This is a genomic window from Undibacterium sp. RuRC25W (assembly GCF_049339825.1).
Lineage (GTDB): Bacteria > Pseudomonadota > Gammaproteobacteria > Burkholderiales > Burkholderiaceae_D > Undibacterium.
Map to the genome: position 1 here is coordinate 16251 of NZ_JBMPPD010000007.1, position 22544 is coordinate 38794.

The 22544-nt window shown below is 47.8% G+C and carries 29 protein-coding genes; 26 read left to right on the plus strand and 3 right to left on the minus strand.

Annotated features, from left to right (window positions below):
- Positions 1-51: 51 nt before the first annotated feature.
- The 25 genes from ACO0KV_RS05100 to tatC all read left to right on the plus strand — a co-directional run bounded on the left by ACO0KV_RS05100 (position 52) and on the right by tatC (position 19152).
- Positions 52-1515, plus strand: coding sequence for a glutamate synthase subunit beta (locus ACO0KV_RS05100; RefSeq protein WP_423040551.1), 1464 nt, complete (start codon positions 52-54; stop codon positions 1513-1515).
- A gap of 324 nt (positions 1516-1839) precedes the next feature.
- Positions 1840-2646 (plus strand): ABC transporter ATP-binding protein, encoded by an 807-nt coding sequence (locus ACO0KV_RS05105; RefSeq protein WP_423040553.1) that lies wholly within the window; start codon positions 1840-1842, stop codon positions 2644-2646.
- Positions 2643-3410 carry a lipid asymmetry maintenance ABC transporter permease subunit MlaE gene (gene mlaE / locus ACO0KV_RS05110; RefSeq protein WP_423040555.1) on the plus strand — a complete coding sequence of 256 codons (768 nt, stop codon included), beginning with the start codon at positions 2643-2645 and terminating at the stop codon, positions 3408-3410. The genes ACO0KV_RS05105 and mlaE overlap by 4 nt, the downstream gene beginning before the upstream one ends.
- Positions 3411-3555: 145 nt before the next feature.
- Complete coding sequence (gene mlaD, locus ACO0KV_RS05115) at positions 3556-4032, plus strand: outer membrane lipid asymmetry maintenance protein MlaD (protein WP_423040557.1); 477 nt, start codon at positions 3556-3558, stop codon at positions 4030-4032.
- On the plus strand, positions 4029-4802 hold the full coding sequence (locus ACO0KV_RS05120; RefSeq protein WP_423040559.1) for an MlaA family lipoprotein: 774 nt from the start codon (positions 4029-4031) through the stop codon (positions 4800-4802). The genes mlaD and ACO0KV_RS05120 overlap by 4 nt, the downstream gene beginning before the upstream one ends.
- Positions 4803-4910: 108 nt before the next feature.
- A complete protein-coding gene (locus tag ACO0KV_RS05125) occupies positions 4911-5570 on the plus strand; it encodes an MlaC/ttg2D family ABC transporter substrate-binding protein (protein ID WP_423040561.1) in 660 nt (219 codons plus the stop codon).
- 20 nt (positions 5571-5590) lie between these two features.
- Entirely contained in the window at positions 5591-5866 is a 276-nt protein-coding gene (locus tag ACO0KV_RS05130) for an STAS domain-containing protein (RefSeq protein WP_423040563.1), read from the plus strand.
- 168 nt (positions 5867-6034) lie between these two features.
- The gene (locus tag ACO0KV_RS05135) at positions 6035-6949 is read left to right on the plus strand and encodes an ABC transporter ATP-binding protein (protein WP_423040565.1); all 915 of its coding nucleotides are present in this window, start codon (positions 6035-6037) and stop codon (positions 6947-6949) included.
- Positions 6950-6960: 11 nt separating this feature from the next.
- On the plus strand, positions 6961-7716 hold the full coding sequence (locus tag ACO0KV_RS05140; protein WP_423040724.1) for an ABC transporter permease: 756 nt from the start codon (positions 6961-6963) through the stop codon (positions 7714-7716).
- 88 nt (positions 7717-7804) lie between these two features.
- Positions 7805-8041 carry a BolA/IbaG family iron-sulfur metabolism protein gene (locus ACO0KV_RS05145; RefSeq protein ID WP_186913030.1) on the plus strand — a complete coding sequence of 79 codons (237 nt, stop codon included), beginning with the start codon at positions 7805-7807 and terminating at the stop codon, positions 8039-8041.
- Positions 8041-9291, plus strand: coding sequence for a UDP-N-acetylglucosamine 1-carboxyvinyltransferase (gene murA / locus ACO0KV_RS05150; RefSeq protein WP_423040567.1), 1251 nt, complete (start codon positions 8041-8043; stop codon positions 9289-9291). Before ACO0KV_RS05145 ends, murA begins: the two co-directional genes overlap by 1 nt.
- On the plus strand, positions 9291-9956 hold the full coding sequence (gene hisG, locus ACO0KV_RS05155) for an ATP phosphoribosyltransferase (RefSeq protein ID WP_423040569.1): 666 nt from the start codon (positions 9291-9293) through the stop codon (positions 9954-9956). The genes murA and hisG overlap by 1 nt, the downstream gene beginning before the upstream one ends.
- Positions 9957-9973: 17 nt before the next feature.
- On the plus strand, positions 9974-11287 hold the full coding sequence (gene hisD, locus ACO0KV_RS05160; RefSeq protein ID WP_423040571.1) for a histidinol dehydrogenase: 1314 nt from the start codon (positions 9974-9976) through the stop codon (positions 11285-11287).
- A gap of 22 nt (positions 11288-11309) precedes the next feature.
- Complete coding sequence (locus tag ACO0KV_RS05165) at positions 11310-12095, plus strand: DNA-methyltransferase (protein ID WP_423040573.1); 786 nt, start codon at positions 11310-11312, stop codon at positions 12093-12095.
- A 95-nt stretch (positions 12096-12190) separates the two neighbouring features.
- Positions 12191-13276 carry a histidinol-phosphate transaminase gene (hisC, locus tag ACO0KV_RS05170; RefSeq protein WP_423040575.1) on the plus strand — a complete coding sequence of 362 codons (1086 nt, stop codon included), beginning with the start codon at positions 12191-12193 and terminating at the stop codon, positions 13274-13276.
- Entirely contained in the window at positions 13273-13875 is a 603-nt protein-coding gene (gene hisB / locus ACO0KV_RS05175) for an imidazoleglycerol-phosphate dehydratase HisB (protein ID WP_423040577.1), read from the plus strand. Before hisC ends, hisB begins: the two co-directional genes overlap by 4 nt.
- 72 nt (positions 13876-13947) lie before the next feature.
- Complete coding sequence (hisH, locus tag ACO0KV_RS05180; RefSeq protein WP_423040726.1) at positions 13948-14586, plus strand: imidazole glycerol phosphate synthase subunit HisH; 639 nt, start codon at positions 13948-13950, stop codon at positions 14584-14586.
- Positions 14587-14700: 114 nt separating this feature from the next.
- Positions 14701-15501 (plus strand): 1-(5-phosphoribosyl)-5-[(5-phosphoribosylamino)methylideneamino]imidazole-4-carboxamide isomerase, encoded by an 801-nt coding sequence (gene hisA, locus ACO0KV_RS05185; RefSeq protein WP_423040579.1) that lies wholly within the window; start codon positions 14701-14703, stop codon positions 15499-15501.
- Positions 15498-16262, plus strand: coding sequence for an imidazole glycerol phosphate synthase subunit HisF (hisF, locus tag ACO0KV_RS05190; RefSeq protein ID WP_423040581.1), 765 nt, complete (start codon positions 15498-15500; stop codon positions 16260-16262). The genes hisA and hisF overlap by 4 nt, the downstream gene beginning before the upstream one ends.
- Positions 16259-16660, plus strand: coding sequence for a phosphoribosyl-AMP cyclohydrolase (hisI, locus tag ACO0KV_RS05195; protein ID WP_423040583.1), 402 nt, complete (start codon positions 16259-16261; stop codon positions 16658-16660). Before hisF ends, hisI begins: the two co-directional genes overlap by 4 nt.
- Entirely contained in the window at positions 16657-17010 is a 354-nt protein-coding gene (locus ACO0KV_RS05200) for a phosphoribosyl-ATP diphosphatase (RefSeq protein WP_423040585.1), read from the plus strand. Before hisI ends, ACO0KV_RS05200 begins: the two co-directional genes overlap by 4 nt.
- A gap of 112 nt (positions 17011-17122) precedes the next feature.
- A complete protein-coding gene (locus ACO0KV_RS05205; protein WP_423040587.1) occupies positions 17123-17494 on the plus strand; it encodes a histidine triad nucleotide-binding protein in 372 nt (123 codons plus the stop codon).
- Between the two features lie 113 nt (positions 17495-17607).
- On the plus strand, positions 17608-17823 hold the full coding sequence (gene tatA, locus ACO0KV_RS05210; RefSeq protein WP_423040589.1) for a Sec-independent protein translocase subunit TatA: 216 nt from the start codon (positions 17608-17610) through the stop codon (positions 17821-17823).
- A gap of 39 nt (positions 17824-17862) precedes the next feature.
- On the plus strand, positions 17863-18351 hold the full coding sequence (gene tatB, locus ACO0KV_RS05215; protein WP_423040591.1) for a Sec-independent protein translocase protein TatB: 489 nt from the start codon (positions 17863-17865) through the stop codon (positions 18349-18351).
- Positions 18352-18393: 42 nt separating this feature from the next.
- Entirely contained in the window at positions 18394-19152 is a 759-nt protein-coding gene (tatC, locus tag ACO0KV_RS05220) for a twin-arginine translocase subunit TatC (protein ID WP_423040593.1), read from the plus strand.
- A gap of 47 nt (positions 19153-19199) precedes the next feature.
- Here the strand turns inward: tatC and ACO0KV_RS05225 are convergent, their stop codons facing one another.
- Together ACO0KV_RS05225 and ACO0KV_RS05230 are read right to left on the minus strand one after the other, a co-directional pair.
- Positions 19200-19883, minus strand: a complete 684-nt coding sequence (locus ACO0KV_RS05225) for a DUF2461 domain-containing protein (protein WP_423040595.1) — start codon at positions 19881-19883, stop codon at positions 19200-19202.
- 7 nt (positions 19884-19890) lie between these two features.
- Positions 19891-21057 carry a Do family serine endopeptidase gene (locus ACO0KV_RS05230; RefSeq protein ID WP_423040597.1) on the minus strand — a complete coding sequence of 389 codons (1167 nt, stop codon included), beginning with the start codon at positions 21055-21057 and terminating at the stop codon, positions 19891-19893.
- A 10-nt stretch (positions 21058-21067) separates the two neighbouring features.
- Between ACO0KV_RS05230 and ACO0KV_RS05235 the strand changes: the two genes are divergently transcribed.
- A complete protein-coding gene (locus ACO0KV_RS05235; protein WP_423040728.1) occupies positions 21068-21835 on the plus strand; it encodes a Nif3-like dinuclear metal center hexameric protein in 768 nt (255 codons plus the stop codon).
- Positions 21836-21979: 144 nt separating this feature from the next.
- Here ACO0KV_RS05235 and mscL read toward each other — a convergent pair whose 3' ends face one another.
- Positions 21980-22399: a large conductance mechanosensitive channel protein MscL gene (gene mscL / locus ACO0KV_RS05240; protein WP_423040599.1), complete on the minus strand. Its 420-nt coding sequence runs from the start codon at positions 22397-22399 to the stop codon at positions 21980-21982.
- Positions 22400-22544 lie beyond the last annotated feature (145 nt).

Genomic DNA, 22544 nt, shown 5'->3' on the forward strand with positions numbered 1-22544 from the left:
GGAAAAAATGAATTCAGGGCGGCCAGCCCGCAACGATATTGAGGTCAGATTATGGGTAAAGTAACCGGATTTATGGAATACCAGCGCTTGCAAGAAGCCAGCGAAGCGCCACAGTCACGTAAAAAGCATTACAAAGAATTTTTGGTGCATCTCGATGATGCGCAATCTAAGGTGCAAGCTGCACGTTGCATGGATTGTGGTATCCCGTTTTGTAATAACGGTTGCCCAGTCAATAACATCATTCCTGACTGGAATGACCTGGTCTACAACGGCAACGTGAAGCAAGCATTAGAGGTCTTGCATTCAACCAATAACTTCCCAGAATTTACTGGTCGTATTTGTCCAGCACCGTGCGAATCAGCATGTACATTGGGGATTAATGAAGATGCAGTCGGCATTAAATCGATTGAGCATTACATCATCGATAAAGGCTGGGAAAACGGTTGGGTAACAGCAAAAGTACCAACAACCAAAACAGGTAAAAAAATTGCGATTGTTGGCTCGGGTCCTGCTGGTCTGGCCGCGGCACAGCAACTCGCACGTGTCGGACACGACGTCACGGTTTTTGAAAAGAATGACCGTGTCGGTGGTTTGCTGCGTTACGGTATTCCCGATTTTAAAATGGAAAAGTCGCATATCGATCGCCGTGTTGAGCAGATGCAAGCGGAAGGCGTGACTTTCCTTACTGGTGTGTTTGTGGGTAAAGATTTCCCAGCATCCATTACCAACTGGTCAAAAGAAACCATTTCACCAGAACAGTTACAAAAAGAATTTGATGCAGTGATCATCGCCGGTGGTGCAGAAACACCGCGTGATTTGCCAGTGCCAGGGCGCGAGCTCAAAGGCGTGCATTTTGCGATGGATTTTTTGCCTGTGCAAAACAAAGTCAATGCGGGTGACAAGGTCAAAGACCAGATCATGGCAAGCGGCAAGCATGTTGTTGTGATTGGTGGCGGTGATACTGGCTCTGATTGCGTCGGTACGTCAAATCGCCATGGTGCAAAATCTGTTGCGCAATTCGAATTAATGCCACAACCGCCAGAGCAAGAAAATAAACCGATGGTTTGGCCGTACTGGCCAACCAAATTGCGCACATCGTCTTCGCATGAAGAAGGCTGTGAGCGTGATTGGGCGGTAGCAACGAAGCGTCTGGAAGGAAAAGCCGGCAAAGTGGATAAGCTTATCGCTTGCCGCGTCGAATGGAAAGACGGAAAAATGCAAGAAGTGCCGGATTCTGAATTTGAAATGAAAGCGGATCTGGTCTTGCTGGCGATGGGCTTTGTTTCTCCGGTGCAGCAAGTGTTGGATGCGTTTGGTGTCGATAAAGATGCCCGCGGCAATGCTAAAGCGACGACAGATGGTATTGGTTGCTATAAAACCAACGTCGACAAGGTGTTCGCTGCAGGTGATATGCGTCGCGGTCAGTCTCTGGTGGTTTGGGCGATCCGCGAAGGCCGCCAGTGCGCACGCGAAGTTGATGCCTTTTTAATGGGCAATTCGGTATTGCCGCGTTAATCCCTCATCGTGAGCGGTCATCGCTCGCGATTGCACCGCCACATCGAATGACTGATTTCTTCTGAAAAGTTGAAATCAGTCATTTTTTTTAAAAAATTACAAAAATTTATAAAATTAATGACTTTAAATTCATTAATTTTACTTGTTAAATAGCAACAAAATGAATAAATAATGACAAAATACGTCTTTTGTTGCTATTTGTTTTGAAAATAATCCTAAAGGCAAAATTATTGCAATTTTCTTGCATTTTTAATATACTTCTTGTCACAACTTCCTTTGCAGATCTGCATTACAATCTAGTTTTTGTAATCACACATCTCTGACGTGGCAAATCTCGTAGAAATTCGTAATGTAGAGTTTAGTTATGGAGCAAGGACAATTTTGTCCGGGCTGACGATGGATTTTCCGCGCGGTAAAGTAATCGCTGTCATGGGCGGTTCTGGATCGGGAAAAACAACTATTTTGCGTCTGATTGGCGGACAAATTCGCCCTCAGTCCGGTGGCATTAGCGTTGACGAACAGCAAATTCCAGAGTTGGATAACAAAGGCTTGTACGCCATCCGTAGAAAGATGGGCATGTTATTTCAACATGGGGCATTATTCACTGATCTTAGTGTCTTCGATAACGTAGCTTTTCCGATCCGTGAACATACAGATTTGACTGAGGCCATGATCCGCGATCTGGTCATGCTGAAATTACAAGCGGTTGGTTTGCGCAATGCGGCAAATCTGATGCCATCAGAGATTTCTGGTGGTATGGCGCGCCGTGTGGCACTTGCACGCGCCGTCGCACTTGACCCGCAACTGATGATGTACGACGAACCTTTCGCCGGACTTGATCCGATATCGATGGGTGTTACCGCCAATCTGATCCGGAACTTGAACGACGCATTGGGGTCTACAACGATACTGGTATCGCACGACGTTCATGAATCTTTTGCTATTGCGGACTATGTTTATTTCTTGTCCCAAGGAAAAATTGTCGCTAACGGTACACCGGAACAAATGCTTGCATCTGAAGATCCTTACGTTAAACAGTTTGTACACGCAGAGGCGGATGGTCCAGTGCCTTTTCACTATCCAGGTAAATCGTTGTTAGAGGATCTGGGCTTGAAAGGGCAGACATTATGATAGAAAACATAGGTAAATGGGTACGCGAGTCTGCGAGTGATTTGGGTTACGCGACACGTAGCTTCTTTTTAATTTTGCGTAGCGCGTCAGGTTTATGGCGCAGACCTCGACTTATTACTGATCAGATTCATTTTATTGGTAATTATTCGCTGATTATTATCGCGATTTCTGGTTTGTTTGTTGGTTTTGTTCTGGGTTACCAGGGCTATTACACCTTGAATCGGTATGGGTCAGAAGAGGCGTTGGGATTGTTGGTTGCCCTGTCGCTGACGCGCGAATTGGGGCCAGTTGTGACTGCGTTGCTTTTTGCGGGGCGTGCGGGGACATCACTGACGGCAGAAATTGGTCTCATGAAAGCCGGCGAACAGTTGGCTGCCATGGAAATGATGGCGGTCGACCCTATCGAACGGGTTTTGGCGCCACGGTTTATCGCTGGCTTGATATCCATGCCGATTTTGACGGCTATTTTTAACGCAATGGGCATTATCGGTGGTTATATCGTCGGTGTGAAACTGATCGGTGTGGATGAGGGTTCTTTTTGGTCCCAAATGCAGGCCGGCGTTGAAGTCTGGCAGGACATCGGTAACGGCGTTATAAAGAGTATCGTATTTGGTTTTGCAGTAACTTTTGTGGCGCTATTCCAAGGGTATGAAGCACAGCCAACGCCCGAAGGCGTGGCACGGGCGACAACGCGTACCGTCGTGATTTCTTCGCTGTTGGTGCTAGCGCTGGATTTCTTATTAACTGCATGGATGTTTCAGTAAACAGCATTGACGGAACCAATCACTTGATAGCAGGTTTTGATACGGAATGTCACCATTGAGATCAATGGATATTGAACGACAATGAAGGCAAATGACAAAGACTCCCCGCTTTTATTAGGGTGAGAGGATTAAGTTAGGAAATAGAATGCAAAAAAAATCTTTAGACTTCTGGGTTGGTTTGTTCGTTGTACTTGGTGCAGCGGCACTCTTGTTTTTAGCGCTACAGGCTGGAAATATGAGTTCACTTTCTTTGGACAAGACCTACGATGTGGTAAGCCGTTTCGACAATATTGGTGGCCTGAAGCCACGTGCTGCCGTTAAAAGTGCAGGCGTGGTCGTCGGGCGGGTTACGGAGATTAAATTTGATGATAAAACGTTTCAAGCAACGGTGACGTTACGTTTGGATACCCGTTACCACTTTCCTAAAGACAGTTCGGCAAAAATCCTGACGGCAGGTTTGCTAGGAGAGCAATATATTGGTTTAGAGGCCGGTGGAGATACCAATAATCTGGTCGCCGGTGACAGAATTAAGATGACGCAGTCGGCAATCGTTCTTGAAAACCTGATCAGTCAGTTTTTATTTAGCAAGTCGGCAGACAGCAGTTCGGATGAGAAAAAATGAAATATCTTACAAATAAAATGAATCAACCTCGTTTTGGGATGTTGTTAACTCTGGCGGTTAGCTTGTTGACAACAGCATGCACTACTGTCACGGTAGACAAGATCAAGGATAAAGCAGATAAAACGATCGACGCGATCGCGGTTAAGACGAACATTGGTCAAAATCCCCGCGATCCGTTGGAAGGCTTTAATCGCGCAATGTTTAATTTCAATGATAGTGTCGACCAAGCGGTAGTTAAGCCTGTGGCACAGGTATATCACGATGTTTTGCCATCCTTTGTTCAAACTGGGATTGGTAATTTTTTCGGTAATATCGGCGATATCTGGAGCGCTTTCAACAGCTTACTTCAAGGTAAAGGCGGAGACGGAGTGACCGGTATTATGCGGGTTGGTCTGAACACGACCTTTGGTCTGGGTGGTTTGCTCGATATTGGTTCACCTGCTGGTTTGACCAAGCATAAAGAAGATTTTGGACAGACGCTCGGTTACTGGGGTGTCAGATCAGGTCCCTATCTGGTTTTACCGGTTCTTGGACCAACGACAGTACGTGATGCCTTGGCTGAACCGGTCGATTTTTACGGTGATGCCTGGTCTTATTACAGACCGATGTACATCCGTAATACCGGCAGTGTTGTTCGTCTGGTCGATTTGCGTGCAGGCGTTCTTGATGCAGGTTCGCTGATTGAAGATGCCGCATTAGACAAGTACGTGTTTATTCGTGATGCCTATCTTCAGCGCAGAGCCAATGAAATCCATCCGGATGACGAGTAAATTCTATTTAGGTTAAGATGGTTAGGTCGGGCATTTAACGGCCCAAAAGAAAAGTAGCTAAATAAACCAATAACCTGTTTTTTTGGCTTCGCTAGATATGGATCAAAAATGAAATTAATGACATCGGTAAAAAGCTTTATTGCACAGATTTTCCTGTTGGCCTTCGTTGGCGCAATGTTATCTACTCCCGCAGTGGCGGCGGACGAGGCACCTGATCAGTTGGTTAAGCGTATCAGTCAAGAAATCCTTGACCTGGCAAAAAACGATAAAGAAATCCAAGCGGGCAATCAAAAGCGCGTCTACGATCTGGTTGAATCTAAGATTCTTCCGTATATTGATTTTCAACGGATGACGTCGTTGGCTGCAGGCAAAAACTGGCGTGACGCAACGCCTGATCAACAACAACAGTTGACGAAAGAGTTCCGCACATTGCTGGTCTTTACTTATTCTGGTGCGATCTCGCAAATTAAAGATCAGCGAGTCGAATTTAAACCGTTGCGCGCTGCGCCAGATGATACTGAGGTTGAAGTTCGTTCCCAGGTGATCCAGTCCCGTGGTGATCCTATTCAGTTGAACTACCGCCTCGCTAAGTCGGCGACAGGCTGGAAAATTTACGATATTAACGTCCTTGGCGCGTGGTTGGTCGAAACCTACAAGGGGACTTTTACTGAAACAATCAGTAAGTCTGGCATTGATGGTTTGATCAAGACTTTGTCTGAAAAAAATAAAAAGCTTGCTGCAGCACCAAATAAAGCTGCTTCAAAATAATTTTTGATTGAAAGTATTCTGTGTATAAATTAGTCGGCGAACTATCCCAGAATAATGCCCGAAAGCAAGTTTCTGCAGGTAATGCAGCAATTGCTCAAGGGCAGTTGGATTTCGATTTTTCGGATCTGTTACAGATAGACTCCACCGCCGTTACCAGTATGATCGAATGGCAACGTCAGGCGTCGCAACTCAAAAAAACGCTTCACTTTCATTCAGTGCCTGCCAGTCTGGTCAGTTTGATACAGCTTTACGGTCTGACAGGACAATTCCAGCTTTCTCCTGCCGAGCGACATTGACGCTTCTCGTCAGGGGAAGTTTTTTCGCGGCTTTGACCGCGTCTTGTTTCAGTTCAATCTCTGAAAATCCCCTATAATCAAAGGTTTCGTCCTTATTAGCGTATTGACGAAGCAAATGATTCATCATTTTTCCGACTTCTTTAGAGCACTTTAGTGCGAGCACGCCACATGGCAGCCATACAAATTAGCAATATACAAAAACGCTATCAGTCTTTACAGGCTTTAGGTGGCGTCTCGCTTTCTATTGAAGAAGGTGAGTTTTTTGGACTTCTCGGTCCAAATGGTGCAGGTAAGACAACGTTGATTTCGATTCTCGCTGGCTTAAACCGTGCTGACGCCGGTACGATTACTGTCAAGGGACACGATGTTGTTACTGATTATCGTCAAGCGCGCAGTAATCTCGGCGTTGTTCCGCAGGAACTGGTATTTGATCCATTTTTTACCGTTCGTGAAACATTACGGATGCAGTCTGGTTATTTTGGGATCAAAAATAACGATAAATGGATTGATGAGATCATGGAAAATCTTGATCTCACCAATAAAGCCGATACCAATATGCGGGCTTTATCGGGCGGCATGAAACGTCGTGTCTTAGTCGCGCAAGCGCTTGTCCACAAACCGCCAGTGATTGTTCTTGATGAGCCGACCGCTGGTGTTGACGTTGAGTTACGCCAGACGCTATGGAAATTCATCGCACGCTTAAACCGGGAAGGACACACCATCGTCCTGACTACACATTACCTTGAAGAAGCGCAGGCATTATGTAATCGTATTGCGATGCTAAAACAGGGTAAAGTCGTGGCACTCGATAGTACCGCCGCGCTGATCAAGCGCATTTCTGGTTCGCAATTACGAGTGACGTTGCGGCAGGACGGTAATATTGCCTTACCACCTGCATTGCGCAGTAAAATCATCAGCCATGAAACACCATCTGACCCACGTCAGCATATCTTGCGCGTCACAGACTATTCGCAAGTAGAAGCAATGCTGGCTCAATTCCGTCAGGCAGGTTGCTTTATTGAGGACATGCAACTGTTGCAAGCAGATCTGGAAGATGTCTTCCTGCAAATTATGGAAGGCTGAAAATGAGAAACATGACTGGTTTTAATACTCTCTTATACAAAGAAGTCCTGCGCTTCTGGAAAGTAGCGACGCAGACCATTACTGCGCCTATCATGACTGCTTTATTGTATTTGCTGATTTTTGGGCATGTCCTTGAAGATCATGTGCAGGTGTACCCAGGCGTGCGTTATACCGCCTTTCTGGTACCGGGACTGGTGATGATGAGCGTGTTGCAAAATGCTTTTGCTAATTCTTCTTCGTCATTGATCCAGTCCAAAATTACCGGCAATCTGGTGTTCGTGTTGTTACCTCCTTTATCGCACTGGGAAATTTTCAGTGCTTATGTGCTGGCAGCGATTCTGCGTGGACTCGCCGTTGGTTCTGGTGTGTTTATTGTGACGGTGTGGTTTGCAAATCTGAGTTTCGTGTCGCCATTATGGATTTTGTTGTTTGCGCTGTTGGGCGCGGCCATGCTGGGAACGATGGGATTGATTGCGGGTGTCTGGGCAGAGAAATTTGATCAATTGGCTGCATTTCAGAATTTCCTGATTATGCCTGCCACCTTCTTGTCTGGCGTGTTTTACTCGATCCATTCTTTGCCACCATTCTGGCTGACTTTGTCGCGTTTTAATCCGTTTTTCTACATGATTGACGGTTTCCGTTTTGGCTTTTTTGGTAAATCCGATGTAGATCCAGTGCATAGTCTGGTGATCGTTACGGTATTTTTTATTTTGCTGGCGACAATTGCATTGCAAATGTTGAAGCGTGGTTATAAGTTGCGTCACTGAGACCGCATCACTGAGATTGCACGATCGTGTGATTGTGTAATGATGCGAGTTAAAAGACGTCATTCATTTAGTTTTAGAAAGATAAGCTGTGTTTCCTACTCCTGAACAAATTAAAAACTACATTGCAGCTGGTCTGGAATGTACCCACCTTGAAGTTGAAGGTGATGGTCAGCATTTTAATGCTGTGATTGTTTCCGCCGCCTTTGCAGGCAAGCGTCCGATTCAGCGTCATCAACTGGTGTACGCTGTGTTGGGTGACCGCATGCGCGAAGAAATCCATGCTTTATCAATGAAAACCCTGACGCCAGAAGAGTATCAAGCATAATGGATAAATTACTGATTACTGGCGGCACTCGCCTGAATGGGGATATCCGTATCTCCGGTGCAAAAAATGCTGCATTGCCGATTTTATGTGCCGCACTCCTGACGTCGGATGAATTGGTATTGCACAACGTCCCGTCGTTGCAGGACGTCAGCACCATGTTTAAATTGCTGCGCCAGATGGGCGTTAGCGTGACGCAAGAAAACGGCGTCACGACCCTGCGTGGCAATGGGATTGATAAACTGGAAGCACCGTACGACATGGTCAAAACTATGCGCGCTTCCATCTTGGTTCTTGGTCCTTTGGTTGCCCGCTTTGGCGAGGCCAAAGTGTCTTTACCGGGCGGTTGCGGCATTGGTTCACGCCCGGTGGATCAGCACATTAAAGGTTTGCAAGCGATGGGAGCAGACATCACCATCGAAGCTGGTTACATCCATGCCAAAGCATCCCGCCTCAAAGGTACACGCGTGGTGACCGACATGATCACGGTCACGGGTACTGAAAATCTGTTGATGGCGGCAACGCTGGCTGATGGGGTGACGATTCTGGAAAACGCCGCGCGTGAACCGGAAGTTACCGACCTAGCCAACCTGCTCGTCGCGATGGGGGCGAAAATTGAAGGTATCGGTACCGACCGTCTAGTAATTGAAGGTGTTGACCGTCTACATGGCGCGACGCACACAGTAATTTCAGATCGGATTGAAACGGCGACCTTTTTATGTGCTGTTGCTGCTACGGGCGGTGACATTACCGTGACCAACACACGTACAGATATTCTGGATGTGGCGCTGGATAAGTTACGTGAAGCAGGTGTGGTTCTGACGACCGGCCCTGACTGGATCCGCGCGCAAATGAGTGCACGTCCAAAAGCGGTGGGATTCCGTACAACCGAATACCCAGGTTTTCCAACCGATATGCAAGCCCAGTTTATGGCGATGAACTGTATCGCAGAGGGCAATAGCCGTGTTACTGAAACGATTTTCGAAAATCGCTTTATGCACGTGCAAGAACTCAACAGACTCGGTGCGTCAATCGATATTGACGGTCATACCGCCAACGTCAATGGCGTTGATAAACTCATCGGTGCGCCAGTCATGGCGACAGATTTGCGCGCTTCTGCATCGCTAGTGATCGCAGGGATGGTCGCTGAAGGCGAAACCCTGATTGACCGGATTTATCACCTCGACCGCGGCTACGACCGTATTGAAGTGAAATTATCAGCGGTTGGTGCCAATATTCAACGAGTGAAATAATGACGACATCACAGACGACACAACTGACACTGGCTTTATCCAAAGGTCGTATTTTTGAAGAAACCTTGCCGCTGCTTGAGGCTGCTGGTATCCGTGTCATGGAAGATCCGGAAAAATCACGCAAATTGATCCTTGCGACCAATGATCCGGGCGTACGCGTCATCATCGTACGTGCATCTGACGTTCCAACCTATGTGCAGTACGGTGCCGCTGATTTTGGCGTGGCTGGTAAAGACGTATTGCACGAGCATGGTGGCGAAGGGCTGTATCAGCCTATCGATCTCAATATCGCGAAATGCCGCGTATCGGTCGCAGTCTCAGCTGGTTTTGACTACGCCAAAGCGGTACGTCAGGGCGCGCGTTTGCGGGTTGCGACGAAATACACTGAAACAGCCCGTGAGCATTTTGCGAGCAAAGGCGTTCACGTTGATCTGATTAAACTATATGGCTCGATGGAGTTAGCGCCGCTAGTTGGCTTATCAGATGCAATTGTCGATCTGGTCAGTACCGGTAACACCCTCAAGGCAAATAATTTAGTCGAAGTTGAACACATCATGGATATTTCATCGCGACTGGTCGTGAATCAGGCTGCATTGAAATTAAAACGTGAACGGCTACAACCTATCCTAGAAGCATTTGATCGTGCCTCCAAATTAAATCAGTAAATTTTTCAGAGATAAGCATGGCCTCACTTATTACCCGGCTGAATTCAGCGGATGCAGATTTTTCTACCAAATTATCGTCGTTGCTGGCATTTGAAGCGAGTGAAGACGAGGCGATTGATCGCGCTGCTGCGCAAATTTTAGCAAGCGTCAAAGCCAACGGTGATGCCGCCGTGCTGGAAGCAACCAATCGCTTTGATCGTCTGCAGGCAGCCAGTGTAGCTGGTCTCGAAATATCCCAGGACGAAATGCAGGCGGCATTGTCGTCTCTCAGTCCTGAACGTCGCGCAGCACTGGAAACGGCTGCACAGCGAGTCCGTGCTTATCATGAAGTACAAAGAAAAGAATGTGGCTCTGATGGTTTTAGTTATACCGAAGCTGACGGCACCGTATTAGGGCAAAAAGTCACGGCATTAGACCGTGTCGGTATTTATGTACCGGGCGGTAAAGCGGCTTATCCTTCTTCTGTGTTAATGAATGCGATTCCGGCCAAAGTGGCTGGTGTGCAGGAAATTATCATGGTCGTGCCAACGCCGGATGGTGTGAAAAACCCACTGGTTTTGGCAGCTGCTGCCATCGCTGGTGTTGATCGGGTCTTCACGATTGGCGGCGCGCAAGCCGTTGGCGCGTTGGCCTATGGCACGGCAACTATTCCACAAGTTGATAAGATCGTCGGCCCTGGTAACGCCTACGTCGCTGCGGCGAAACGCCGGGTATTTGGTACCGTTGGCATCGATATGATTGCTGGGCCATCCGAAATTCTGGTGCTGTGTGATGGCACCACGAATCCAGATTGGGTGGCAATGGATCTATTTTCTCAGGCTGAGCATGATGAATTAGCGCAATCCATCTTATTGTGCCCTGATGAAACCTATCTGGAAGCAGTACAGGCCAGCATTGTCAAATTGCTGCCAACCATGCCACGCCATGAAGTGATTCGTACCTCACTGGCCAATCGCGGTGCACTCATCAAAGTCGCTGACATGGATGAGGCATGTGAGATTGCTAATAGCATTGCAGCGGAGCATCTGGAAATTTCCGCTGAAAATCCACAGCAATGGGCGGATAAGATTCGCCACGCTGGCGCCATGTTCCTTGGCCGATATTCATCAGAAGCGCTTGGCGATTACTGCGCAGGCCCAAACCATGTTCTGCCAACATCACGTACTGCGAGATTTTCTTCGCCACTAGGTGTGTATGATTTTCAGAAGCGTTCGTCCATCATTTTTGTGAGTGAACAAGGTGCGCAAACTTTAGGTAAAGTCGCTGCTGAGTTGGCTTACGGTGAAGGCTTACAGGCCCACGCGCGTAGTGCTGAACTGCGCTTGAAATGACTGATCGCATGAGCCAAAGCGCATGACTGCTGATTGGAAAAATCAGATTTTCTGTGAGGATGCGCTGCAAGGATTAGCGCGTCTGCCGGATGCGAGTATCGATTTAGTATTAGCGGATCCGCCCTACGGCTTAGGTAAGGATTATGGTAATGATTCCGATAAAATGGAATCGTCTGCTTACCTAGAATGGATGGCGCAATGGATTGATACCGCCTTGCCGAAGCTCAAAGCGAATGGCAGTCTGTACATTTTTTTGACCTGGCGCTACTCGCCGGAGGTGTTTGTTCTACTCAAGCAGCGTATGACGATGATGAATGAAATCATCTGGGATCGGCGTGTGCCATCCATGGGGGGCAGTGTCCGTAAATATTCGTCGGTACACGACACGATTGGTTTTTTTGTGAAAGCCAAAGATTATTATTTTGATCTGGATGCGATACGGATACCGTATGACGCCGCCACCAAAAAAGCGCGCAGCCGAAAAATTTTCGAAGGCGCAAAATGGCTGGAGCTCGGCTTCAACCCCAAGGATGTGTGGAGTGTGTCTCGTTTGCACCGTGAGCATGCAGAACGTGAAGAGCATCCAACGCAAAAACCGCTCGAAATTATCGAGCGTATGATTAAGGCCTCTTGCCCACCCGGCGGCGTGGTACTTGATCCCTTCATGGGCAGCGGTACCACCGCCGTCGCAGCAAAACGTTGTGGGCGTGATTTTGTCGGATTTGAATTAAATTCGGATTATTGCGCCATGATAGAGAAACGCCTTAGTCTGCAAGAACCTGCAGCATCGTCAGCGATATCCGCTTAGACGTTGCGCGGCGAACAGGTGATCTTGATTGCCGATAGTCGCTGGGTTAATGTGTTTTCTGCTTTTGATTTGCCCTACTGCCTGGAGTACAAGGAATGCGTAGTACCAACGTAACAAATATCATTCGCCCTGAAATCGCCAGTTTATCGGCGTATCACGTGCCAGACTCTGCTGGCTTTCTGAAGCTCGATGCGATGGAGAATCCCTTCGCGTTGCCGCCAACGATGCAGCAGGAGTTAGGTCAGCATTTGGCGCAAGTTGCCATGAACCGCTATCCCGTTCCATCGTATGCCAGCCTCAAACACATGATTGCCGACAAGTTAGGCGTACCGGCTGGGCATGACATTATTGTTGGAAATGGCTCCGATGAATTGATCGCTATGATGTCGGTTGCCTGTGCCAAGCTGGGTGCTAAAGTGTTGGCGCCTATCCCTGGCTTTGTGATGTATGCGATGTCAGCTAAATTTGCTGGTCTCGAATTTATTGGCGTCGATCTCAATCCTGATTTCACATTAAACAAAGCCGCAATGCTTGCGGCAATTGCAGAACACCAACCTGCGATCACTTATCTTGCCTACCCAAATAACCCCACCGGTACATTATTTGATGCCGATGATATGGCGGAGATTCTGAACGCGGTTGGCGATAGTGGCGTCGTGGTTGTTGATGAAGCCTACCAGCCATTCGCACCGACCAGCTTTATGTCGCGTTTGGATGAGTTTGATAATCTGGTGGTAATGCGTACCGTGTCTAAACTGGGACTCGCAGGTATCCGTCTGGGTTACATGGCGGGTAACAACGTGTTGATGAACGAGTTTGAAAAAGTTCGCCCACCGTACAATGTCAACGTATTAACACAAGCAGCCGCAGAATTTGTGTTGCAACGGGTCGAAGTACTTGATGCACAGGCAGCCGAATTACGTGCCCAGCGCACCCAGCTCGCTGCGGCTTTGAGTGCAATGGAGGGGGTACAGGTGTTTCCGTCCTCAGCAAATTTTTTGCTGATCCGTGTTGCAAATGCTGAACAACTCTTTGTCAAATTGTTGAATCACAAAATATTAGTTAAAAATGTGGGTAAAATGCATACTTTACTGGAGAATTGTCTGCGGATCACTGTCAGCACCCAGGAAGAGAATGCGCAATTTCTTGCTGCTTTTGCAGCTTCTATGTCATCAAAATGAACAACTTAACTCAACGCATTGCGGCGGTTACACGTAATACCAACGAAACACAAATCCGTGTTTCCATCAACTTGGACGGCACTGGTCAGCAAAAACTCAATACCGGTGTGCCATTTCTGGATCATATGCTTGATCAGATCGCCCGTCATGGACTGATCGATCTCGATATCGAAGCGGTAGGTGATTTGCACATTGATGCGCACCATACCGTTGAAGACGTCGGTATCACGCTGGGTCAGGCATTTGCTAAAGCGATTGGTGACAAAAAGGGTATCCGTCGTTATGGCCACGCCTACGTGCCGCTGGACGAAGCCTTGTCACGCGTTGTCGTTGATTTCTCTGGTCGTCCAGGTCTGGAATATCACATTCCGTTTACCCGCGCCATGATCGGTGGTTTTGACGTCGATTTGACCCGTGAATTTTTTCAAGGATTTGTGAACCATGCACTGGTGACATTGCATATTGATAACTTGCGTGGTGATAACGCGCATCATCAATGCGAAACCGTCTTCAAGGCATTTGGTCGCGCGTTGCGCATGGCCGCAGAGCTTGATGCCCGTGCCGCTGGTACGATTCCATCTACTAAGGGTAGCCTTTAATTATTGATGCCAGACTCTGTCACGACATGAACATGCTGTCTCAGCGGTGCGGTTGATGCGGGGTAAATTATGATGAATAAAATTGTTGTTGTTGATTACGGTATGGGAAATCTGCGCTCCGTAGCGCAGGCGTTACGTGCGGTGGCACCTGAAGCCAATGTGGTTATCTCCGGAGAAGTCGCTGATATCCAGAGCGCAGATCGCATTGTATTGCCAGGTCAAGGCGCGATGCCCGACTGCATGAGCAGCCTGCGGGATTCCGGTGTGCAGGAAGCGGTCTTAGAAGCGGCGCGTAGCAAGCCCCTGTTTGGTGTTTGTGTTGGTGAGCAAATGCTGTTTGACCTGAGTGAAGAAGGTAACACGCCGGGCTTGGGATTATTATCGGGTAAGGTCGTCCGTTTCGCGCTCGATGGTCAGGTGCAAGCTGATGGTTCGCGTTTTAAAGTGCCGCAAATGGGATGGAACCGAGTGCACCAAGCACGGTCGCATACCTTGTGGCAGGATATACCGGATGACGCGTATTTTTATTTTGTGCATAGCTACTATGCCCAGCCTGAGAATGCGCAGCATACCGTCGGATTAACTGATTACGGTCAGCCGTTTGCTTGTGCCGTCGCAAGAGATAATATCTTTGCGACACAATTCCACCCGGAAAAGAGTGCACAAACTGGCTTGCAACTATATAAAAACTTTGTACACTGGAAGCCCTGATCTTGCACACGCGCCTTGAAGAGGCGCATGATTGCTCTTACTCGTGTCAGGTTTACCTGAATTTGGTATTTTGATTTTTTACTGTCTTTTAGACGCTTATATTTCTTTTACATCATGTTGCTCATCCCTGCTATCGACCTGAAAGATGGTCACTGCGTACGCCTCAAACAAGGTGATATGGACCAAGCCACCGTGTTTTCTGAGGATCCGGCTCAAACTGCTCGACATTGGCTCAAGCAAGGCGCACGCCGCCTGCATTTGGTCGATCTCAATGGTGCCTTTGCAGGTAAACCAAAAAATGAAGCGGCAGTAAAAGCGATCATTCAGGCAGTACGCGATTATGCTGAAGAAACCGGTACTGAAGAAATTCCAGTGCAGTTAGGTGGCGGTATTCGCGATCTTGATACGATTGAACGTTATCTCGATGATGGTTTGTCTTACATCATTATTGGTACTGCAGCGGTAAAAAATCCTGGTTTTCTGGCGGATGCCTGCAGCGCATTCCCTGGTCAGATTATCGTTGGCATTGATGCCAAGGATGGCAAAGTCGCGACGGATGGCTGGAGTAAATTGTCCGGTCATGAAGTGATTGACCTTGCTCAAAAATTTGAAGGCTATGGCGTTGAAGCAATTATTTATACGGATATCGGCCGTGACGGCATGATGGGCGGTGTCAACATTGATGCCACTGTCAAACTGGCGCAGGCGGTCACTATTCCTGTCATCGCTTCCGGTGGCGTGCATAATCTGGCGGACGTCGAAGCCTTGTGTGAAGTGCAAGGCGAGGGTATCGAAGGAGTTATTTGTGGCCGCTCGATCTACGAAGGAACCTTAGATTTGTTGACAGCACAGGAACGTGCTGATGAACTCAGTGACGATGGTTCTACGTACTACACCGAAGAAGAGACCGAATGACTTTAGCTAAACGCATTATTCCCTGTCTGGATGTCACTGCGGGTCGGGTCGTCAAGGGGATCAATTTTCAGGAGTTACGTGATGCTGGCGATCCTGTAGAAATCGCGCGTCGTTATGATGCCCAGGGTGCGGATGAAATTACCTTCCTTGATATCACTGCCTCCTCGGATGGTCGTGATTTGATTCTGCCAATTATTGAGGCGGTTGCATCACAGGTATTTATTCCGCTGACTGTCGGCGGTGGTGTTCGTACGGTGGCGGATGTACGTCGTCTGCTCAATGCGGGCGCCGATAAGGTGGGGATTAATACTTCTGCTGTTACTAATCCGCAATTGGTCGCTGATGCAGCCCACAAATATGGATCACAATGTATCGTGGTCGCGATCGATGCTAAAAACGTCGCACCCGGAAAATGGGAAGTATTCACGCATGGTGGGCGCAACGCCACAGGTCTGGATGCTGTCGAATGGGCGCAGCATATGGCCAAACTGGGGGCGGGCGAGATTTTATTGACGAGTATGGATAAAGACGGTACCCGTTCTGGATTTGACCTCGGTTTGACCCGCGCGATTTCGGATGCAGTATCGATTCCTGTGGTTGCCTCTGGTGGTGTCGGTAGTCTGCAAGACTTGGCTGATGGCATCAAAATAGGTGGCGCAGATGCCGTACTGGCCGCCAGTATTTTTCATTATGGTCAACACACTGTTGGCGAAGCAAAGCAATTTATGGCAGCGCAACATATTCCTATGAGGTTGGTATGAGTGCCGCTAAGTGGTTAAATAAAGTGAAGTGGGACGATCAGGGTCTGGTACCGGTGATCGCGCAAGAAGCAAGCAGCAATGATGTGCTGATGTTTGCTTGGATGAATCGTGAAGCGCTGACCAGAACCGTAGAACTGGGTGAGGCCGTTTATTGGAGCCGTTCACGCAAAAAATTATGGCACAAAGGCGAAGAGTCTGGTCACGTGCAAAAAATCAAAGAAATCCGCCTCGATTGCGATGAAGATGTGATCTTGCTGAAAATCGAGCAGACAGACAGCATCGCTTGCCACACAGGACGTCACTCCTGCTTCTTTCAGAAGTTTGAAGGTAGCCTCAATGATGGCGACTGGCAGGCCGTTGATCCGGTATTGAAAGATCCTGAAAGTATTTATAAATGAGTATTTCCCAAGAACAGGTCTTGCAACGTCTTGCCGATATCATTGAAAGTCGCAAGTTGGCGAATGGTGGCGATCCTGACAAATCCTATGTTGCTCGTTTATTTTCTAAGGGCGATGACGCCATACTGAAAAAAATTGGCGAAGAAGCGACTGAAACCGTCATGGCAGCCAAAGACGCCCGCATCTCTGGCGACCATTCCAAAGTCTTATACGAATGTGCTGATTTATGGTTTCATTCGCTTGTCATGTTGGCTCAGTATGATCTGCGCCCACAGCAAGTATTGGATGAGTTGGCCAGACGTGAAGGTCTTTCTGGTCTGGATGAAAAAGCCGCCCGTTCAGAAAAATAAGCTGATCGTCGCCTGTAGCTAATCAACATTAAGTTCCAGGCGGATTGACCTCAGCTTCGAGGTGCACCCTAGTCAAGATAAAGCTTCTTTGTTTATGAGAAACGGATAAAACGTGGATAATTGCATTTTCTGTAAAATTGCCTCAAAGCAAATACCATCAACGATTGTCTATGAAGATGACGAATTGCTGGCCTTTAAAGATATTAATCCCGCAGCGCCGGTACATTTGCTGGTTATTCCGAAAATACATTTAGACACCTTGTCATCAGCGTTGCCTGAGCATCATGTGATGTTGGGAAAAATGCTGGGTTTAGCGCCGCAATTAGCCGTTGAGCATGGTTGTGGGCCAGTCAGACAGGCTGACGGTCAATATACAGGCGGCTATAAAACGTTGATTAATACGGGCGCAGATGGCGGGCAAGAGGTGTATCATTTGCATATGCACGTCATTGGTGGTCCAAAACTATGGCGTGGACAAAGCTAATATAATGGGACTGAGGCAAAGACGCTGATTGACTGTATATAGTCATACTGCTGATGCTATTTTGTAAAGTCATATCATTTTTCTGAGAGTGCAGCTCTCATCAGGGGTAGATCATGGGTTCATTTAGTGGTTTGCATTGGCTAGTTGTTCTGGTCATTGTTATTTTGGTTTTTGGTACCAAAAAGTTAGGTAATATCGGTAGCGATTTGGGTAAAGCAGTTAAAGGTTTTAAAGACGGCATTAAAGGTGAAGAAGACAAGGCACCCGTCGCACAAGCGAATGCAGAAAAAACCATTGATGTTGATGCCAAAGAGAAATCAAAACAGTGATTTGTTCCGTCGTGATGATATTCGTAGCGGGCGAGTGTAATGATTGATTTAGGAATCAGCAAACTCGCCCTGATCGGTGTAGTTGCCTTAATCGTCATTGGGCCTGAAAAACTGCCTCGTGTTGCCCGTATGGCGGGAACGTTGCTCGGCAGAGCACAGCGTTATATTAATGACGTCAAAGCCGAAGTATCGAAAGAAATTGAGCTCGATGAACTGCGCAAGATGCAAAAAGACGTGCAAGAAGCAGCCCATCATGTTGAGCAATCCGTATCGCAATCTTGGAACGAGACCACCGAAGAATTGCAGTCCATCGCTCAGGAACCGTCCACTCTCTATAGCACGACCTATGTCAGCAGCGACCAATTGGCGCGTAAAGCCAAGGATTTCCGTCGCAAAAAGTTAGCCAAAACGTCCGCAGTCCCTGCTTGGTACAAAAATCGTCACGGTCAGCGCAATCATATTGTTTCAGGTTCGGCGCGCATGGCACGACATCGCGCTAAGTCTCGCCCACCTGTCAGTTTCTATTAATTTTTCTATGTCCCGACGTTCTCTTTTTAGGGTGGTCTTCGCATGAGCGATAAAATCGAACCCGGCGTTGAAGAAACGTTCATTTCTCATCTGGTGGAATTGCGTGATCGCTTGGTTAAGGCTTGCTATGGCTTAGCTATCGCGACAATCTTGCTCATGATCTGGCCAGGTCCTTCTGCTATCTACGATTTTCTGGCCGAGCCGATGCTAGAGTCGCTGCCGGTCGGCTCGCAAATGATCGCCACTGGCGTGATTTCGCCCTTTATGGTGCCAATGAAAGTCACGATGTTGCTCGCGGTGATGCTGGCTTTGCCTTGGATTCTTTATCAGGTGTGGGCTTTTATTGCGCCAGGGTTGTATGCCCATGAAAAACGCTTAGTTGCACCGTTGGTGATTTCTTCTTCTGTTTTATTTCTGTCTGGGGTGGCTTTTTGCTATTTCATTGTGTTCAGACGCGTTTTTAAGTTTATCAATGCATTTTCCCCGACGTCTATTCATATGGCACCGGATATTGAAAATTATCTGGATTTTATTATGTCCATGTGCCTGGCGTTTGGCGTGACGTTTGAAGTGCCAGTTGTGGTTGTCGTGCTCGTACGTATGGGGTTGGTCACGGTCGAGAAGCTACGTTCTATTCGTCCTTATGTGATTGTGGGGGCATTTGTCATTGCAGCAGTCGTGACGCCGCCAGATCTGGTGAGTCAGTTTTCGCTGGCGCTACCGATGTGCTTGCTCTATGAGCTTGGTTTGCTTGTTGCACCGTTGTTTGTGCGCGTTACACAGGCGCCAGAGAGCCCATAAGCTCCTATTCCAAGCGGGATGTAGGTTTCTCACATCCCGCCTTTATTTTACGTCTTGAAGGTCTCAGCACCGCGCAGCCATTGCACTAGCGGTAAGGCACTCTTGTATGCGGTGAATAAGGTTTCTTTCACCTCTTCGCTACTGAGACCCTGATAAGGACATTCTGTCCAGATCATAAAATTCTTCAACTTCAGGTACTCGATATGCTTGAGGTCGGCGTCGTAGCCCTTTGGTGGACGTTTGAGCTTGCCTTCTTCTTGCAGTTCACCAAAATATTGTTTCAGTTTCTTATCCTTGAGCAGCTTTTCAAAACTAACTTCATCATTGATGATGTGTTCACGAATCGCTTTCAGGCGATCTGCAGGTGGCATGTATTCGCCACATGCAAAAAATAATCTACCCTGCGCATCTAACTGAAAATAGTAAGCCGGACCTCCGCCTTCACTTGGCTTTTTGCGTCCACTGGGTAAAATAGAGGAAGAAAAAGTCGTCTTGTAGGGCGACTTATCATGCCCGAAGCGTACATCTCGGTTAATCCGAAATAGTGCTTTTTTAGGCTCGCAGCCTGCAATAGCTGGATCAAATTGCTGGATGCCAGTGATCAGTTCTGAGACCAGCTCTAAAAACTCAGCGCGTAAAATGTCGTAGCGCGGCTTGTTCATGACAAACCACGCACGATTGTTGTTGTCAGCTAGCTCAGATAAAAAAGCTTGTAAATCAATCAGATGCATTTGGGTTTTACTCTTCGCGACGTGATGGCGGACGCTTACCGATCAGGACTTGAAGGGTAGGCTCTTGATTGTTTCTGAGGACTGTAATTTTCGCTTTTTCGCCTGGGGTGAGTTGAGCGATCAGGTTCAGCATTTCCATCGTGCCACTGACTGTTTTACCTTCAATTGATACGAGGATGTCACCAGGTTTCATGCCAGCTTTATCGGCTGGACCACCACGTATCACGCCAGCGATAATCGCTCCCGATTTCTGTTTGATGCCAAAGCTTTCAGCTAGTTCAGGCGTGATATCTTGCGGTTCCACGCCGATCCAGCCACGGACGACTTGGCCTTGCTTGATGATCGATTCCATGACTGCTTTAACCGTCGAGATCGGTGTGGCAAAGCCGATGCCGACCGAACCGCCCGTTTGTGAGTATATGGCAGTATTAATGCCGAGCAGATTGCCGTTCACATCCACCAGCGCACCACCGGAGTTGCCAGGATTAATCGCTGCGTCGGTCTGGATAAAATTTTGAAACGCATTTTCAGTTAAATTATTGCGTCCTAGCGCCGAGACGATGCCCATCGTCACAGTCTGCCCAACACCAAACGGGTTGCCGATTGCCAGAACGACATCGCCGACCTGTGCGTCATCCGCATGCCCCAGAGTGATCGCAGGTAAATCAGATAAGTCGATTTTGATGACTGCCAGATCGGTTTCTGGATCAGTGCCAACTACCTTGGCCACTGCTGTCCGACCATCTGCCAACGCCACATCAATTTCATCGGCTGACTCGACGACATGATTATTGGTCAGAATATAGCCTTCTGGACTCACAATGACACCTGAGCCCAGACTAGACTGACGTTCTGCTTTTGGCCCCGTCTGCTCGCCGAAGAAGCGGCGTAAGGCAGGATCATTCAATAAGGGGTTGCGGGATCGCTGCACCTCTTTTGATGTATAAATATTGACCACGGATGGCATCGCTTTCTGCGCCGCCAAACGATATGAGCCCTGTGCCGGGGTACTCTGAGCAGGTGCCTCAGTCGTTTTAAAAGTCGGAGATAGCACAGATCGACGACTATTATTCAAGGCGTTTGATGCCCAGTCGGGTTTGAGGGTGGTTACAATAAACCAAATCGCCAGACCAACTGTTACAGTCTGGGCAAACAATAACCAAAGACGTCGCATAGGGTAAATGATGAGTAAAAATACGATAAATAGGGGCCAACTGGCAACATACCTTGACACCGAGTTACAAGTGGCACGTGTTCGTGATTATTGCCCAAATGGTCTGCAGGTGGAAGGGCGAAATGAGATCGCATGTATTGTCACCGGCGTTACCGCCAGCATTGCCCTTCTCGAAGCAGCAATTGAACTACAGGCCGATGCCGTTATGGTACACCATGGATACTTCTGGCGTGGCGAAGACATGCGTATCATTGGTCACAAGCAGCGGCGACTGAAGCTGCTCTTACAAAACGATATCTCATTATTTGGCTACCACTTGCCGTTAGATATGCATCCGACACTCGGTAATAATGCGCGATTGGCAGAAGTCTTAGGCCTGCGCGCAGATGGTCGCTTTGGTGAAGATGGACTTGGTTGGCTTGGAAGTATGAATGTTCCCGGTGTCGCGACCATGCATGATGTGGAAACGCATGTAGCGGACAGGCTTGGAAGAAAACCTTTACTGATCGGTGATCCGGCACAACTCGTCGGAAAAGTCGCCTGGTGTACTGGCGCGGCACAAGGCATGCTCGACCAGGCAATTGCGGCTGGGGCAACGGTGTTTTTGAGCGGCGAAATTTCAGAACCGACCGTACATCTGGCTCGCGAGGCGGGCGTCGCTTATCTAGCGTGTGGTCATCACGCCACAGAACGTTACGGAATTGCGGCACTTGGCGAGCATCTTTCCCTTCAATGGGGCATTGAGCACCACTTTGTGGATATCGATAATCCTGTCTGAGGAGGTAAAAAAATCTGTGGTGATGAGCAGGTGAATGCTATAACGCTGAGTTCAACTGCGGCAATATTACAACATCATTGAAATAACAACGCCCCCTCTGCAATGTCGTTAATGTAGAGGGGGCGTTGCCGTTTTGCTGCTCTTTTATTTTTTCAGCGAATCGCGAATCTCTCTGAGGAGGATCACATCTTCAGGGGTTGGTGCTGGTGCTGCGACTGGTGCTGGTTCGTTTTTACGGAACTTATTGACCAGTCTCACCATTTGGAAAATCACAAATGCCAGAATGATGAAATTGACTGTGACGGTGATGAAATTACCGTAGGCCAAAACCCCACCCAATTTCTTAGCTTCGACCAGTGTCAATTGGACACTCTGGCCATTGAGCGGTAAATAGTAGTTCGAGAAGTCCAAACCGCCGAACAGTTTGCCGATGACAGGCATCACAACGTCGCCAACTAAGGAGTCAACAATTTTTCCAAATGCACCGCCGATGATGACACCGACCGCGAGATCGACTACATTTCCTTTTGTGGCAAATGTTTTGAATTCTTCCATCATGCTCATTATGTATCTCCTGATATGTAGTTGGCATAATTGCCGTAAGTTGGATTGTCTGTATTTTAATGTGCAAAGCGGTTAATTTGGCACTTTACTTTGTCAATTATCTTTACACAAAATCATTTATTTTAATTAATAGGCATAAATTTTC

Coding starts and splice junctions, on each gene's coding strand:
- ACO0KV_RS05100 (WP_423040551.1), top strand. CDS start 52: ATGGGTAAAGTAACCGGATTTATGGAATACCAGCGCTTGCAAGAAGCC.
- mlaE (WP_423040555.1), top strand. CDS start 2,643: ATGATAGAAAACATAGGTAAATGGGTACGCGAGTCTGCGAGTGATTTG.
- mlaD (WP_423040557.1), top strand. CDS start 3,556: ATGCAAAAAAAATCTTTAGACTTCTGGGTTGGTTTGTTCGTTGTACTT.
- ACO0KV_RS05120 (WP_423040559.1), top strand. CDS start 4,029: ATGAAATATCTTACAAATAAAATGAATCAACCTCGTTTTGGGATGTTG.
- ACO0KV_RS05125 (WP_423040561.1), top strand. CDS start 4,911: ATGAAATTAATGACATCGGTAAAAAGCTTTATTGCACAGATTTTCCTG.
- ACO0KV_RS05135 (WP_423040565.1), top strand. CDS start 6,035: ATGGCAGCCATACAAATTAGCAATATACAAAAACGCTATCAGTCTTTA.
- ACO0KV_RS05140 (WP_423040724.1), top strand. CDS start 6,961: ATGACTGGTTTTAATACTCTCTTATACAAAGAAGTCCTGCGCTTCTGG.
- murA (WP_423040567.1), top strand. CDS start 8,041: ATGGATAAATTACTGATTACTGGCGGCACTCGCCTGAATGGGGATATC.
- hisG (WP_423040569.1), top strand. CDS start 9,291: ATGACGACATCACAGACGACACAACTGACACTGGCTTTATCCAAAGGT.
- hisD (WP_423040571.1), top strand. CDS start 9,974: ATGGCCTCACTTATTACCCGGCTGAATTCAGCGGATGCAGATTTTTCT.
- ACO0KV_RS05165 (WP_423040573.1), top strand. CDS start 11,310: ATGACTGCTGATTGGAAAAATCAGATTTTCTGTGAGGATGCGCTGCAA.
- hisC (WP_423040575.1), top strand. CDS start 12,191: ATGCGTAGTACCAACGTAACAAATATCATTCGCCCTGAAATCGCCAGT.
- hisB (WP_423040577.1), top strand. CDS start 13,273: ATGAACAACTTAACTCAACGCATTGCGGCGGTTACACGTAATACCAAC.
- hisH (WP_423040726.1), top strand. CDS start 13,948: ATGAATAAAATTGTTGTTGTTGATTACGGTATGGGAAATCTGCGCTCC.
- hisA (WP_423040579.1), top strand. CDS start 14,701: ATGTTGCTCATCCCTGCTATCGACCTGAAAGATGGTCACTGCGTACGC.
- hisF (WP_423040581.1), top strand. CDS start 15,498: ATGACTTTAGCTAAACGCATTATTCCCTGTCTGGATGTCACTGCGGGT.
- hisI (WP_423040583.1), top strand. CDS start 16,259: ATGAGTGCCGCTAAGTGGTTAAATAAAGTGAAGTGGGACGATCAGGGT.
- ACO0KV_RS05200 (WP_423040585.1), top strand. CDS start 16,657: ATGAGTATTTCCCAAGAACAGGTCTTGCAACGTCTTGCCGATATCATT.
- tatA (WP_423040589.1), top strand. CDS start 17,608: ATGGGTTCATTTAGTGGTTTGCATTGGCTAGTTGTTCTGGTCATTGTT.
- tatB (WP_423040591.1), top strand. CDS start 17,863: ATGATTGATTTAGGAATCAGCAAACTCGCCCTGATCGGTGTAGTTGCC.
- tatC (WP_423040593.1), top strand. CDS start 18,394: ATGAGCGATAAAATCGAACCCGGCGTTGAAGAAACGTTCATTTCTCAT.
- ACO0KV_RS05225 (WP_423040595.1), bottom strand. CDS start 19,883: ATGCATCTGATTGATTTACAAGCTTTTTTATCTGAGCTAGCTGACAAC.
- ACO0KV_RS05230 (WP_423040597.1), bottom strand. CDS start 21,057: ATGCGACGTCTTTGGTTATTGTTTGCCCAGACTGTAACAGTTGGTCTG.
- ACO0KV_RS05235 (WP_423040728.1), top strand. CDS start 21,068: ATGAGTAAAAATACGATAAATAGGGGCCAACTGGCAACATACCTTGAC.
- mscL (WP_423040599.1), bottom strand. CDS start 22,399: ATGAGCATGATGGAAGAATTCAAAACATTTGCCACAAAAGGAAATGTA.